Source organism: Herbaspirillum sp. GW821-FHT09A12, from assembly GCF_059418325.1.
On record NZ_JBWKPR010000012.1, the window covers coordinates 78377 to 92538 of the forward strand.

Annotated in this window: 13 protein-coding genes; 1 reads left to right on the plus strand and 12 read right to left on the minus strand. The window is 65.2% G+C overall.

Annotated features, from left to right (window positions below):
- Positions 1-100 precede the first annotated feature (100 nt).
- Positions 101-1747, minus strand: coding sequence for an ABC transporter permease (locus AC07N6_RS20040; RefSeq protein WP_494782171.1), 1647 nt, complete (start codon positions 1745-1747; stop codon positions 101-103).
- A 145-nt stretch (positions 1748-1892) separates the two neighbouring features.
- Here AC07N6_RS20040 and AC07N6_RS20045 point away from each other — a divergent pair, with 145 nt between their 5' ends.
- Entirely contained in the window at positions 1893-3050 is a 1158-nt protein-coding gene (locus tag AC07N6_RS20045; RefSeq protein ID WP_494782172.1) for an ABC transporter ATP-binding protein, read from the plus strand.
- A 101-nt stretch (positions 3051-3151) separates the two neighbouring features.
- On the opposite strand, the gene AC07N6_RS20050 is transcribed toward AC07N6_RS20045, so the two are convergent.
- The 11 genes from AC07N6_RS20050 to AC07N6_RS20100 form a co-directional block, all read right to left on the minus strand.
- Positions 3152-3382, minus strand: a complete 231-nt coding sequence (locus tag AC07N6_RS20050) for a hypothetical protein (protein WP_494782173.1) — start codon at positions 3380-3382, stop codon at positions 3152-3154.
- Positions 3383-3547: 165 nt separating this feature from the next.
- A complete protein-coding gene (locus AC07N6_RS20055) occupies positions 3548-4939 on the minus strand; it encodes a TAXI family TRAP transporter solute-binding subunit (protein WP_494782174.1) in 1392 nt (463 codons plus the stop codon).
- A 70-nt stretch (positions 4940-5009) separates the two neighbouring features.
- Positions 5010-5453 (minus strand): cyanase, encoded by a 444-nt coding sequence (gene cynS, locus AC07N6_RS20060; protein WP_494782175.1) that lies wholly within the window; start codon positions 5451-5453, stop codon positions 5010-5012.
- Between the two features lie 49 nt (positions 5454-5502).
- Positions 5503-6387, minus strand: a complete 885-nt coding sequence (locus tag AC07N6_RS20065) for an ABC transporter ATP-binding protein (protein ID WP_494782176.1) — start codon at positions 6385-6387, stop codon at positions 5503-5505.
- A 13-nt stretch (positions 6388-6400) separates the two neighbouring features.
- Positions 6401-7249 (minus strand): nitrate ABC transporter permease, encoded by an 849-nt coding sequence (gene ntrB / locus AC07N6_RS20070; RefSeq protein WP_494782177.1) that lies wholly within the window; start codon positions 7247-7249, stop codon positions 6401-6403.
- A complete protein-coding gene (locus AC07N6_RS20075; RefSeq protein WP_494782178.1) occupies positions 7249-8646 on the minus strand; it encodes a CmpA/NrtA family ABC transporter substrate-binding protein in 1398 nt (465 codons plus the stop codon). Before AC07N6_RS20075 ends, ntrB begins: the two co-directional genes overlap by 1 nt.
- 155 nt (positions 8647-8801) lie before the next feature.
- The gene (locus AC07N6_RS20080; protein WP_494782179.1) at positions 8802-9464 is read right to left on the minus strand and encodes a response regulator; all 663 of its coding nucleotides are present in this window, start codon (positions 9462-9464) and stop codon (positions 8802-8804) included.
- Positions 9465-9517: 53 nt separating this feature from the next.
- A complete protein-coding gene (locus AC07N6_RS20085; protein WP_494782180.1) occupies positions 9518-10696 on the minus strand; it encodes a sensor histidine kinase in 1179 nt (392 codons plus the stop codon).
- Positions 10697-10804: 108 nt separating this feature from the next.
- Positions 10805-11566, minus strand: coding sequence for an SDR family NAD(P)-dependent oxidoreductase (locus AC07N6_RS20090; protein WP_494782181.1), 762 nt, complete (start codon positions 11564-11566; stop codon positions 10805-10807).
- A 188-nt stretch (positions 11567-11754) separates the two neighbouring features.
- Entirely contained in the window at positions 11755-12474 is a 720-nt protein-coding gene (locus AC07N6_RS20095) for a FadR/GntR family transcriptional regulator (protein WP_494782182.1), read from the minus strand.
- Between the two features lie 312 nt (positions 12475-12786).
- Positions 12787-14109 (minus strand): MFS transporter, encoded by a 1323-nt coding sequence (locus AC07N6_RS20100; protein ID WP_494782183.1) that lies wholly within the window; start codon positions 14107-14109, stop codon positions 12787-12789.
- Positions 14110-14162 lie beyond the last annotated feature (53 nt).

Consider the following 14162-nt stretch of genomic DNA (forward strand, 5'->3'; position numbering starts at 1 on the left):
CCGGGCTGGTAGCCCGGCGAGGATTTGCAACGCCGCAGACCGCCCAAAACGGGGGCGGCACGCACGGGGACTTGTGCAGCGTAGCCTTAAATGCAAGGGATCAGCTCCGGCGCGCATCCAGCGCGCGCATCACCACCAGCACCGGCACCAGCCCGACCGCCACGATGGACAATGCCGGCAGCGCCGCCTCGCCCAGCCGCTCATCGCGCGCCAGGTTGTGGGCGATGACGGCCAGGGTGTCGGTATCGAAAGGCCGCAGCAACAAGGTCGCCGGCAACTCCTTGACCACATCGACGAACACCATCAGCGCCGCCGTCGCCAGCGAGCGCCACAACAGCGGCACATGCAGGCGCCAGGCGATGGCGCCGCGGCCGCTGCCCAATGTGCGCGCCGCCTCATCCACGCTGGCCGGGATGCGCGTGTAGCCGGCTTCCACCGACTGCACCGCGACCGCCGTGAAGCGTACCAGATATGCGTAGATCACACCCAGCGAGGTAGCCGTCAGCAAAACGCCCAGGCCGGCCGCCGGCCACACTACCTGCAACCAGGCCACCGGCAGCAGGATGCCGACCGCGATCACCGAACCGGGAATCGCATAACCCATCGACGCCAGCCGCGCCACCCCGCGCAACAGCCATCCCGACACGCGCGACAAGCCGCCGGCGCGCAGCGCAAAGCAAAGCGACAGCGCCAGCACGATGGCCACCAGCGCCGCCATGCCGCCGAAGCGGAAGCTGTTCCACAACCAGCCGGCATAGCGGGAAAAGCTGAACAGCGATGCCGCACCGCCCTCGAAACCGGTCTGCGCCGTGTGCCCCAGTTCGCCCCACCACAATCGCAGCAGGATCAGCACCGGCAACACAAACCCCAGCAGCACCGGCAAGCCGCATACCAGCCAGGCCAGCAGCGCCCTGCCGCCGCCCAGCACCGGCAAGCGCGCTTCGGCGCCGTCATCATGGCCGCGATGGCCGCGTACGCTCGCAAAGCGCATGCGCTGCTGCTCGCGCCGCTCCAGCCACAGCAAGATCGCCACGAACAGCAGCAGCGCCGACGCATACTGGGCGGCGGCGATGCGGTCGTCCAGCACCATCCAGGCCTTGTAGATGCCGGTGGTAAACGTCGTCAGGCCGAAGTAGGCGGAAACGCCGTAATCGGCCAGCGTCTCCATCAGCGCCAGCGCGGCGCCGGCCATCAGCGCCGGGCGCGCCAGCGGTAGCGCCACGCGCACGATGCGTTCGCGCAGCGGCGTGCCCAGCATGCGCGCGGCCTCCATCAAATGCGTGCCGCGCTCGGACAAGGCATTGCGGGCCAGCAGGTAGGCGTAGGGATAGAGCGTGAAAACGAACAGGAAAATGGCGCCGGGCAAACCGCGCACATCGAAGCGGAAGCCCGGGAACCAGCCGCGCAGCGTGCTTTGCACGACGCCCGCGTATTGCAGGAAATCGGTATAGGCATAGGCGCAGACATAAGCCGGCATGGCCATCGGCAACAGCAGCGCCCAGGAGAAGAAACGCTTGCCGCGGAATTCGAACAGGCTGATCACCACGGCAGCCGCCCCGCCCACCAGCGCCACGCCCAGCGTCACCGTCAGCGCCAGCCACCCCGAGGTGACCAGGTAGCCGGGCAGCACGGTCTGCAGCTGCCGGCGCAAGCTGTCGACCCCGGCCGCATCCAGGCCGAGCCAGGCGCCGAGGATACCGAGGATGGGCAAAGCGATCAGGACTGCGAGCAAACCGATGATGGGCATGGACTAAAAAGAATCAGAAGGACGACAACAACAAAATGGAAATACCGCAAAGGATGCATCGCGGCATGGCGCGGGAGGCTCTCGCTCCGGCGCATACGCTACACTGCAAGCGAATGCGAATTGTAACCATTTAAGTGAGTTCCTCATGTTTCTCGAAGTCGATCAGGTCAGCATCCGTTATCCGCGCACGCCGGCGCCGGCGGTCGACGCCGTCTCGCTGCAACTGCAACCGGGCCAGCTGGGCGTGCTGCTCGGCCCCTCCGGCAGCGGCAAGACCAGCCTGCTGCGCGCCATCGCCGGCCTGGAACAGGCGCAATCGGGCAGCATCCTGCTGGACGGCCGCGTACTGGACGGCCACGGCACGCGCGTACCGGCCGAGGAGCGCCGCATCGGCATGGTATTCCAGGACTTCGCCCTGTTCCCGCACCTGGACATCGCCGCCAACGTCGGTTTCGGCCTGCGCGGCATGGCGCGCGCGCAACGCGCCGAGGTCGTCGACCAGATGCTGACGCTGGTCGGCCTGCCGGACGCCCACAAGAAATTCCCGCACCAGCTCTCCGGCGGCCAGCAGCAGCGCATCGCCCTGGCCCGTGCGCTGGCGCCGCAACCGCGCCTGCTGTTGCTGGACGAACCCTTCTCCAGCCTGGATGTGGAATTGCGGGAAAGGCTGGCGCATGACGTGCGCGACATCCTCAAGCGCACGCACACCACCGCCCTGATGGTCACGCATGACCAGATGGAAGCCTTCGCCGTGGGCGACGTGGTCGGCGTCATGAACCAGGCCCGCCTGGAGCAATGGGACACGCCCTATTCGCTCTACCACCGTCCCGCGACGCGCTTCGTGGCCGACTTCATCGGCCACGGCGTGCTGATGCAAGGCCGCCTGCAGCGGCCCCGGCAAGATGGCGTTTTCGAAGTGGAAACCGCAGCCGGACGGCTGCGTTCAATGACGATAAGCGGAAGCGACCCTGATGACCACGGCTACCCGGAGTACCTGGATCACCAGCCGCGGCAATCTCGCCAGGATGACATAGTGCCAACCCCGCCCGGCGCCAGCCCGGCAGTGGTCGACGTACTGCTGCGCGCCGACGATGTGATGCATGACGATGCCTCGCCCTTCAAGGCAAAGGTATTGCGCAAATCGTTTCGCGGTGCGGAGTTTCTCTACACGCTGGAACTGGAAAACGGCCAGCAGTTACTGTCGCTGGTTCCCTCGCACCATGACCATGGCATCGGCGAATGGATCGGCATCCGGCTGGATGTCAGGCACCTGGTCACGTTCGCGGCCGGCGCCAGCGTCTGAACGGCTGGCCGCCTGGCCGGCAGCGGTGATGGCGGCGATGGCTGCGACCGCCACGGCATGGCCGCCGCCGTCCATCACCAGCCAGTCGAGCGCGCGACGCATCAGCCGCGCGCCTTGGACAGCACCAGCAACCAGCGGCGGAACAACAGGATTTCAACGTGGCCGGGCTCGATGCCGGCGCTGCATTCGATGACGGGATTGACGCGGTAGCGTCGTACGTAAGTGTCGCGGCAGGCGAAGATTTCGCGGCGGCCGAGACGCAGGCTGAACGACGAGGGAGTGGAAGAAGCGACGGCGAAGCGTGCGTCTGAAGCAAGATCAAAGTGTGTCATGGCAGTGATTCCCCTTCTTGTCTGTCTGTAAGAAGCTTCACTGTAGCACAAGTACTGTACAAATACACAGTATTTTTCATACAGTGGTTTTGCCGCGACGGCCCACTATACAACAAAGCCGCCAATCGGCGGCTTTTCCCCTGCCCACCCCCTGTGGCGGGGCGTTCAGGGCGCCCCATGCTCCAGCCGCGCACGGACGAAGCCGATATGCTCGCGCAGCACATAGAACTGGTCGGCAAAGGCCAGCGGCATCTTCATGCGGTTGACCGCCGCTTCGATCTCGTCCAGGCGCTTGAGTATTTCCGCCTGCTGTTCCGGCGCCTCGCGCGAGATGCCGCGCTCCAGCGAGATCAGCTCGCCGTACCAGCGGTAGATGCGCGAACGGATGCGCCAGCCGTACAGCATCGGCACCAGGCGGATGCCGGGAATGAGCAGCAAAATCACCGGCAGCAGGATCACGACGGCGCGGTCGACCAGGCTGGCCAGCCAGAACGGCAGCGTGCGGTAGAAGAAGGTCTTGCCCGACTTGTAATAACGCGCGGCATCGTCGCTGATGGGATATTCATGCTCCAGCGGCGCCGGGAATTCCCCCGCCTTTTGCATCACGTTGGCCTTGCCGTGCACTTCATGCGCGGCCTCGATCAACAGGTCGGACAAGGCCGGATGCAAGTCGTCGCGCGCCACCAGTTCCGCCGTCGGCGCCACCAGTTGGGTATCGCGCGAGGGCAGGTTGCGCGCCAGGTCGAACACGCCCATCGGCATCTTCAGGATATTCAGGTAACGGAAGCGCCGCACATAGGCATCGGCCTGCGAAAAATCCAGCAGCCGGATGCCGGGCGTGCGCAGCAGCTTGCCCATGGTCGCCACCGAGACCGAATCGCCCATCAGGAAAGCAGCATCGATCTTGCCGCTGGTGAGCGCCTGGGCCGCGTCATCGCCGCCGATGTTCAACAGCTCGGTGCTGCCGCCCTGCTCCACGCCATTGGCCTTGAGCAGCGTCAAGGCCAGCACGCTGGAGCCGCTGCCCGCGCCGCCGATGGCGATGCGCTTGCCCGCCAGTTCCGACAGCTGGCGCAACGGCGGCGCGGGCTTGCCGTCCTCGCGCGGCGGCGGACTGCGGTAATAAATGGAGACCGGCACATAAGAGATGCTGCCCAAGGACACCAGCGGCGCCAGCGCATCGGCCGTGACCGCGCTGGCCAGACCGCCCTGGACGAAGCCCACGTCCACGTCTTGCGCCGGATCGGCCAGCCGCTTGAGGTTATCCAGCGAGCCGCCGGTCTCGACGATATTGAGCTTGATGCCGTCGCGCGCCAGGATAGTGCGGTAGCGTTCGGCCACGCGCCAGAAATTACTGTCCTTGGGGCCGGCCGCGATGCTGATGTCGGACGGCGGCGCCGGCCTGATCAGCCAGATCACCAGCCAGGCGCCGATCAGGATCAGCAGGATGAAGGGCCCGAAACTGACTGCCAGGTCGCGCCAGGAGATGGCGACGAAGCGCGCCTTGATGCGGGTGGCCGAGGGCTTGTAGGCGGAGAGTTTTTTATCTTTGAGCATGCGCCCTATTTTAGAGCGTGTTGCGCCGGAATTGCGAACCCGCTGCGGGCCGCAATTCCGGAACGCCGCCTCAATAGGTCTTGTACGGCAAAAACTTGCCAGAAAGCATCACATTGACGCGATCGCCATTCGGATCGGCCTGGCGCTGGATATCCATCTTGAAGTCGATGGCGCTCATGATGCCGTCGCCGAACTCCTCGTGGATCAGTTCCTTGATGGTGCTGCCGTAGACGCTGACGATCTCGTACCAGCGGTAGATCAGCGGGTCGGTCGGCACCGGCGTGGGCAACGAACCCTTGTAGGGCACGATCTGCAGCCACAGGGTTTCCTCATCGGTCAGCGCGAACAGCTCCTGGGCGGCAGCGGCCTGCCTGGCCGTCAGCGTCATCTGGCCGAGCATGGCGGCGGTCGTCCATTCCTTGCTCTGGCCGATGCGCTCGGCGATCTGGGCCCAGGTCATCTTGTTGCTGACCTTGGCGGCGATGATCTTCTGGGTGACTTGGTTACGATCCATGCTGCTCTCCTTGAATGGGATGTGATGTGGATGAAAATGTGGATGAAATTCAGGCTAGCGCCTGTGAAAAACCGGAGTCCTGCGCCGCTGCTTCCTCCAGCCCCGGCGTGACCACACGCGTGACCGGCGTCGCCCCGCCAGCCGCCTGCGCCGCCTGGATCTGCCTGGAACGGTGCACCAGGAAATCGACCAGGTGGTTGCGGATGCGATAGAACTGCGGATCGTGGTGCATCGATTCACGCGTGCGCGCCTTGGGCATGGTGTTGACCACCACCTCGGCGATGCAGGCCTGCGGGCCGTTGGACATCAGGAAGATCTTGTCGGCCAGCAGGATCGCCTCGTCGACATCGTGCGTGATCATGAACACGGTCTGGCGCGTGGCGGCGCAGATCTTCAGCAGCTCGTCCTGCACCACGCCGCGCGTCAAGGCATCGAGCGCGCCGAAGGGCTCATCCATCAGCAGCATCTTGGGTTCAATCGAAAACGCCCGGGCGATGCCCACGCGCTGCTTCATGCCGCCCGACAATTCGGACGGCTTCTTGTGCTCGGCCCCCTTCAGGCCCACCATTCCGATGAAGCGGCGCGCATGCTCCTCGGCCTTGGCGCGCGGCCAGTCGGGCCAGCGCGAACGCACCGCGAACAGCACATTGCCCAGCACGCTGAACCACGGCATCAGCGCATGGCTCTGGAACACCACGCCGCGGTCCAGGCTGGGGCCCTTCACCTCGCGCTGGTCCATGATCACCACGCCGCCGCTGGCCGCTTCCAGCCCGGCCAGCACGTTCAGGATGGTGGTTTTGCCGCAGCCCGAATGGCCGATGACACAGACGAACTCGCCGCGCTCGATGCCGAACGACACCTGCTCGAACACCGGCGGACCGTCGGCGGCGTAGCGCTTGCTCAAACCCTCGACGTTGAGGAATGCCTTTTCCATGTAGCTTCGTCCTTCATTCGACATAAGTGACCAGCTTCTGCAAGCGCGCGAAGAACAGGTCGAGCACCATGCCGGTCGCGCCGATGACCAGGATCGCGAAGATGACGCTGGTCAGCGACAGGTTGTTCCATTCGTTCCAGACGAAGTAGCCGATGCCGGTGCCGCCCACCAGCATCTCGGCCGCCACGATCACCAGCCAGGCGATGCCCATGGAGATGCGCATGCCGGTCAGGATGGTGGGCGCCGCCGCCGGCAGGATCACCATGAACGCGCGGCGCAGGGGCCTCACTTCCAATGTCTTGGCCACGTTGAGCCAGTCGCGCCGCACCGATGCCACGCCGAAGGCCGTGTTCATCAGCATCGGCCACACCGAGCAGATGAAGATCACGAACACGCCCGACACCGAGGAATCCTTGATCGTGTACAAGGCCAGCGGCATCCACGCCAGCGGCGAGATCGGCTTGAGGATCTGGATGAAGGGGTTGAGCGCGCGCTGCATCAGCGGCGACATCCCCAGCAAGAAGCCGAACGGGATCGCCACCAGCGCCGCTATCGCAAATCCCAGCCCGACACGTCCCAGCGAGTAGCCCAGCTGGATGCCGATGCCCTTGTCGTTGGGGCCGTTGTCGTAGAACGGGTTGGAGAGTTCGCGGCGGATGGTCTCGCCCATCTGCGCCAGCCCCGGGAAGCCGTCGCTCTTGGCCGCGCCGCCGCTCTTTCCCATCAACCTGGCGTACTCATCCTGGGCCGCGCCGGCAGCGCTTTCCTTGGGCAAGGTGGCCACATGCCATACCAGCAGCAGGCAGCCCAGCAACAGCAGCGAGATCAGCGCCGCGCGCCAGCCGGTCTTTCCCGCGTCCATCACGCCGTCCTCTTGATGGCGAAGCTGTTGGCATAGGCTTCGGCCTTGGCCGGGTCGAATTCCTTGCCCATGATGGCGTACTTGCGGTACGCGCCGTCCGGCACCGGCTGGCCCAGTTCCTTCATGTGCTTCTTGGCCGCGGTCAGCAGCAGCACCTTTTCCGCAATGGCCTTGTAATCGACATCGCCCTTGATGTAGCCCCAGCGCTTCATCTGCGTGAGGATCCACACGCCCATCGAATCCCAGGGCACCGGATCGAAGTCGGCGCGGCCCGGCACGTTCTTCACATTGCCCAGGCCGTCGGCGAAACGGCCGGTCAGCACCTGCTCGACCACCGTCTCCGGCTGGTTGAGGTAGGCCGCCGGCGAAATCACCTTGGCCACCAGCGCGCGGTTGGCCGGATCGCGCGCCATGGCGGCGGCGGTCAGCACCGAACGGAACAACGCCGCAAACGTGTTGGGATTCTGCTTGACGAACTCTTCCGAGGCGCCGAAGGCGCAGCATGGGTGGCCGTCCCAGATTTCCTTGGAAAGGAGATGGATGAAGCCGACTTCGTCATACACCGCGCGCTGGTTGAACGGATCGGGGCCGAGGAAACCGTCGATGTTGCCGGCGCGCAGGTTGGCCACCATTTCCGGCGGCGGCGTGACGCGGATCTGCACGTCGCGGTCCGGATCGAGGCCGTGCTCGGCCAGGTAATAGCGCAGCAGGAAGTTGTGCATCGAATACTCGAACGGCACCGCGAACTTGAAGCCCTTCCATTGCCTGGGGTCGCGCTTGTCCTTGTGCTTCACATGCAGCGTGATGGCCTGGCCGTTGATGTTCTGGATGGTGGCGATGCGCATCTGCACCGCATTGCTGCCCACGCCCATGGACATGGCGATGGGCATCGGCGACAGGAAGTGCGAGGCGTCGTGCTCCTTGTTGATCATCTTGTCGCGGATCAGCGCCCAGCCGGCGGTCTTGTTCAACGACACATTCAGGCCCTGCTTGCGGTAGAAGCCCAAGGGATCGGCCATGATCAGCGGCGCCGCGCAGGTGATGGCGATGAAGCCGATCTTGAGGTCCTTCTTTTCCAGCGCGCCGTTTTTCTCCTGCGCCATCGCCTGCAGCGCGCCCAGCGGCAGCACGCTGGCGATCGCCGCGCGCGCGGTGTTCTTGCCGACCGCGCGCAGGAAGTCGCGGCGCCGGGCCATGTGCGGGAACAAGGCGCGCATGATCGACTCTTCCACCACGTCTTCCGTCAGCGTCTCCACGTCCTGCGCCCTGGTCTGGCGCAATACCTCCTGCTCGGTATCGTGCTGCCGCTGGCTGCCGTGGCGGCCGCACGAGCAGCCCTGCCCGGCGCGCTCGGCGTCGTAGGTGTGATAGATATTGTGTTCCGGTGCTTTCGGCATGATTCCCCCGTTTGGTGAGTTTGAGGTGGCTTGCTGCGATGGCCTCAAACGTGTGCAAGGGATTTGCCAGCGGGGGAAATGGCGTCATTGTGTGACGACGCCTTGTAGTGGTTCAACTACACATGCAGGTGCATGGCGTATGGCGGGAACTCGTCCTACACAGGCATCAATTGATGCCGCACTGCATACATCGCAATGCCGACATCGTTGGATGCCCCGGTCTTCTCCAGGATGCGGCTGCGGTAGGTGCTCACCGTATTGGGGCTCAGCTCCAGTTGGTCGGCGATCTCCTTGACGCTGCGCCCGGCCGCGATCATCTGGAACACCTGGTATTCGCGGTGCGACAAGCTCTCATGCGCGGCCCGCTCATGCGAGGAAGCGCGCGCGCTCAGCCCCGAGGCCAGCGTCTCGGCCATCTGCGGACTGACATACACGCCGCCGGCGGCCGCCTTGCGGATCGCCGCCGCCAGTTGCTCCGGATCGGTGCTCTTGTTCAGGTAACCGGCCGCGCCCAGCTTGTAGCAGCGCGCCGCATACTGCTTCTCGGGATAGGTGGACAGCATCAGCACCGGCAACCGCGGCATCTCCTGCTTGATCTGGCGCAGCACGTCCAGCCCGTCCTGCTGCGCAATGGCGATATCCAGCAACACCAGGTCGATCGCCTCCACCCGCGCCTTGTGCATCACTTCCGGCCCGCTGGCGCATTCGGCGGCGACCTCGATATCGGGCGTGTCGGCCAGGATCTGCTTCAACCCCTCGCGCACGATGCGGTGGTCGTCGCACAGCAGGATGCGGATCGCATCGGTGGTGACTGTCATGGCATCCCTTATCCTTGTATCAAGCTGTCGTATCAAGCTGTCGTATCAAGCTGTCAACCGCGATTGGCCAACGGCAACCGCAGGCACACCAGCGTGCCGGGCATGTCATCGGCTGGTGCAAAACGCGCACCAGCGATGGTCAGTGCGCCACCGAAGTGCAAGGCGCGCTCGCGCATGCCCATCACACCGTAGGAAGTCGAAGCCTCCAGCGCATCGCGCGCCGCCCCCACGCCGTTGTCCTCCACCTCCATGGCCAGCTCGGCGGGCGTGAGCCGCACCGCGATGCGCACTTGCGTGGCCCTGGCATGCCGCGCCACGTTGGACAGCATTTCCTGGAAGATACGGAACGCCGCCGTGGCCTTGGCGCCGTCCGGCGCGAAAGCTTCCGGCGCGATATCGAACTCCACCTCGCACGGCAACTCGGTGGCCTCCGAAAATTCCTGCACCTGCCACTCCAGCGCCGCGATCAGGCCCTGGTGGTCGAGGATGCTGGGACGCAGGTCGGTGATGATGCGCCCGACATTGTCCACCGCCGCCTCGATCAGCCGGTCCATCGCCTCGCACTTGCGCGCCACCGGCTCGCGGTCGGCCACGCGCTTGGCCATCCAGTTCACATCCAGCTTCAGCGCCACCAGCAGGCTGCCCAGCTCGTCGTGGATCTCGCGCGCGATACGGGTGCGTTCGTCCTCGCGCACCGAGTGCGCATGGGCCGACAGTTGCCGCACCTGCCTGAGCGCGGCCGACAATTCGCGGGTACGCTCGGCCACGCGCAGTTCCAGCTCCGCCTTGGCGCGCTGCAGCTGCTCCTCGGCCTGGCGCCGCTTGGATATGTCGCTGAACGTGACCACCGCCCCGCGTACCCGGCCGTCGTCGACGATCTGGTAGGAAGAATATTCGGCGGGAAAGCAAGTCCCGTCGGCGCGCCAGAACACCTCTTGATCCACTCGGCACGACTCGCCCTTGCGGAAAGCCATCAGGATCGGGCACTCCTCCTCCGGATAGTGGCCGCCGTCCTCATGGCTGTGATGCACCAGGTCGTGCATGTTCCGGCCCAGCACCTGCGCCACCCGGTAACCCAGCATGTCGGCTCCGGCGCGGTTGATGAAGGTGCAGCGGCCGTCGAGGTCGATGCCGTAGATGCCTTCGCCGGTGGAGTCGAGGAGAAGGGTCAGCTTGTCGCGCAGCAAATCGCTATCGCTGCCGGTATGGACATCGGAAAGAAGCGGCATCATGGTGCTACAACGAGCAAAGGACATGCCAAGCTGGCATGGCGAGGAAAGCACGTCCCCAGATAAGACAAAAGCCGCCAACGGCGGCTTTCTGCCTGCAGGCATCCCCGGTCAAGGCATGTACTGCCCCCCGTTCACCTCGATGATCTGCCCCGTCACATATCCCGACATCTGCTCCGAGGCCAGGTAGAGGAAAGCCCCGCTGCACTCGTCCGGATCGCCGATGCGACCCATCGGGATGGTCTTGCGGAATGCTTCGAGCTGTTCCGGCGTGGTGAAGCGCTCCTGGAACGGGGTCATGATCACGCCCGGCGCCACCGCGTTGACGCGGATCTTGTCGGCCAGCAGTTCCTTGGCCATGCCGCGCGTAATGGTGCTGACAAACCCTTTCGACGCCGCGTAGATCAGCGCGCCCGGGCCGCCGCCGTGGCGCGCCGCGACCGAGGTGACGTTGATGATGTTGCCGCCGCCCTGGCGCCGCATGACCGGGATCACGGCGCGCGTGAAGGCCACGACCGAGCGGGCGTTGATGTGGACGATGTCGTCGAACAGTTCGTCGGTGACCTTTTCCAGCGGCTCGCGCTTGACCAGGCTGCCGGCGTTGTTGATCAGCACGTCGATGCGGCCGAGCTGTTCGACCGCGCTGGCGATGGCCCGGTTGATGGCGTTGCTGTCGCGCACGTCGGCACCGATGGCAATGGCCTTGCTGCCGGTTTCGCGCACCTCGGCGGCGACCAGTTCGGCCTCCTTGGCCGAGCTGTTGTAGTGGACCACGACGTGGGCGCCGCGGGCGCCGAAGGCGCGGGCCGCGGCGGCGCCGATGCCGGTGCTCGCGCCGCTGATGAAGACGACTTTTCCAGCCAGATCCAACATGCTGTTCTCCTGTGAAAATATGACGGTGATTGATCGTTCATGCTCCGGCTCATGGGGTTGGGCGGCCCTGCGCCCTGCCGGTATCGCTTGTTCTGTATCGGGCATCGCGGGCATGGCGCCGCGACGGTACTGCCAATGCCGCCGTTGTGGAGCGCCGCATGGAAACGGCAACGGCGGCGCTTCATGCCTTAATCGTGTACCGATTCGTCCTTGTTGCGGGCTGCGCCGCGGTAGGCGTCGCGTACGTGGATCAGGTGGCTGCGCATGGCGTCGGCGGCCTTTTGCGGATCGCGCGCCTTGAGCGCATCGAGGATCTCGCGGTGGTCCTGCAGGCTGCGCTCCAGCGTGGCCGGGATGCGCGAGGTGATGGTGCGGCTCTTCTTGCCCAGCATGTAGAGGCTGCCGGCGATGCTTTGCAGGAAGGGGTTGTCGCAGGCTTCGATGATGGCTTCATGGAACTCGACATCGGCAGCGGCGAAGGCGGCCGGGTCGGACAACAGCCGCGCTTCGTCTTCCACGTTGCGCACCAGGTGCGCCAGTTCGGCCTCGCCGATGTGGGTGGCGGCCAGGGCGGCCACGCCGGTTTCGATGATCAGGCGCGCGTCGAACAGCGCTTCCAGCGTGCCGGCGTTGAGGTCGATGATCATTTCCAGCGGTTCCAGCAGCTCGCGCGTTTCCAGCGAACTGACGAAGGTGCCCTCGCCCTGGCGGATGCGCAACAGGCCCAATAGCGCCAGGCCGCGGATGGCCTCGCGCACGGCCGGGCGGCCCACGCCCAGCATGGCGGCCAGCTCGCGCTCGGGCGGCAGTTGCTGGTCGGGTTTGAGCAGGCCGCTGCGGATCATGGTCAGCAAGCGCTGGGCGACTTGCTCGGAAATGGACTTCTGGACGATGGGATCAAAAGACATACGGTCGGGTGAGCGCCTAAGGGTCGGATGAATCATTGCCATGGAGGCAATGCCTTGCTGGCCGCCGGCGATGCCGGGAAAGGTAAGACCAATGGCTGTGGAGGATAGGTACCCGGCGGTGAAGTGTCAAGCCATGAGAATTTATGCTGCGTTGCAGAACAAACCCAAACGAAACGGGCCCGCAGGCCCGCTTCAGACGACGCATCGACCCAGCGATCAGAACGGATCAGAACAGCAAACCGCTGTGCGCTTGCGCGGCGCGCTCAAGGTAGTCGCGCAAGCACTGCAGGAGCTTGTCCATGCGCCCCCCCTTCAGCCGCCGTGGCTGGGCTTGGCCACGCCGGCGGCATGCAGGCGCGTCTGGCGGCTCAGCATCAGCGTCACGACCGCCGAGAGCGCCAGCGTGCCTGCCACCACGTACAGGCCGGCGCTGTAGCCGCCCGTCACGCTCTTCAACCAGCCGATCGCAAACGGGCCGACGAAGCCGCCCAGGTTGCCCAGCGAATTGATCATCGCGATGCCCGCCGCCGCGCCGGCGCCGGAAAGAAAGGTGCTTGGCATGGCCCATAGCGGCGCCTTGGCCGAGCTGATGCCCACGTTCACCACCACCAGCGACAGCACCACGAACAGCGCGGTGGTGGCGTTGCCGGCCAGCAGGAAGCCGACGCAGGCCAGCGCGCAGGGAATCACCACATGCCAGGTGCGCTCGCCGCTGCGGTCGGAATGGCGCGCCCACAGCACCATCGCCACCACGGCCACCACGCTGGGCACGCCACTCAGGAGGCCGGTCTGGAACGGCGAGAAACCGAATTCGCGGATCATCAGCGGCGCCCACAGGCCCAGTGTGTAGAGCCCGGCGGAAGTGCCGAAGTAGATCAATGCCAGGGTCAGCACCCGCATGTCCTTCAAGGCGCGCCAGGCACTGGCGGTATGGCCGTGGCCGCCCTTCTTCGCATCCGCCTCGGACTTCAGGCGCGCCACCAGCCATGCGCGCTCATCGTCGGCCAGCCACCCGGCCTGCTCCGGCTTGTCGGTGAGGAATTTGAGCACCACGAAGCCGAGGATCACCGCCGGCGCCGCCTCGATGATGTAGAGCATCTGCCAGTCGGCCAGGCCGAACATGGAAGGCATCTGCATGATGGCGCCCGACAAGGGCGAGCCCAGCGCCACCGAGATCGGCGCGGCGGCCATGAACCAGGCGGCCGCTACCGCGCGCTGCTTGGCCGGGAACCATAGCGAGAGGTAAAGGATGATGCCGGGGAAGAAACCGGCTTCGGCCACGCCCAGCAAAAAGCGCAGCACATAGAAGCTGTTGGGGCCGACCGCGAACGCCGAGATGGCCGAGATCAGGCCCCAGGTAATCATCACGCGGGCGATCCAGATGCGCGCGCCGACCTTGTGCAAGATCAGGTTGGACGGCACCTCGAACAGGAAGTAGCCGATGAAGAACAGCCCGCCGCCCAGGCCGAAGGCCGTCGGCGACAGGCCCAGCGCCTTGTTCATGGTGATGGCGGCGAAGCCGACGTTGACGCGGTCGAGGAAGCTGATGAAATACAGCAGCATCACGAAGGGAATGATGCGCCACATGAGTTTGCGGGATACGCGGGCTTCGATATCGGTGTGATCGGTGTTCATGGTCTCCTCCTTGGAGAGGGTGGCGAGGCTCGCGGCCCCGTCTTGGATTTTTG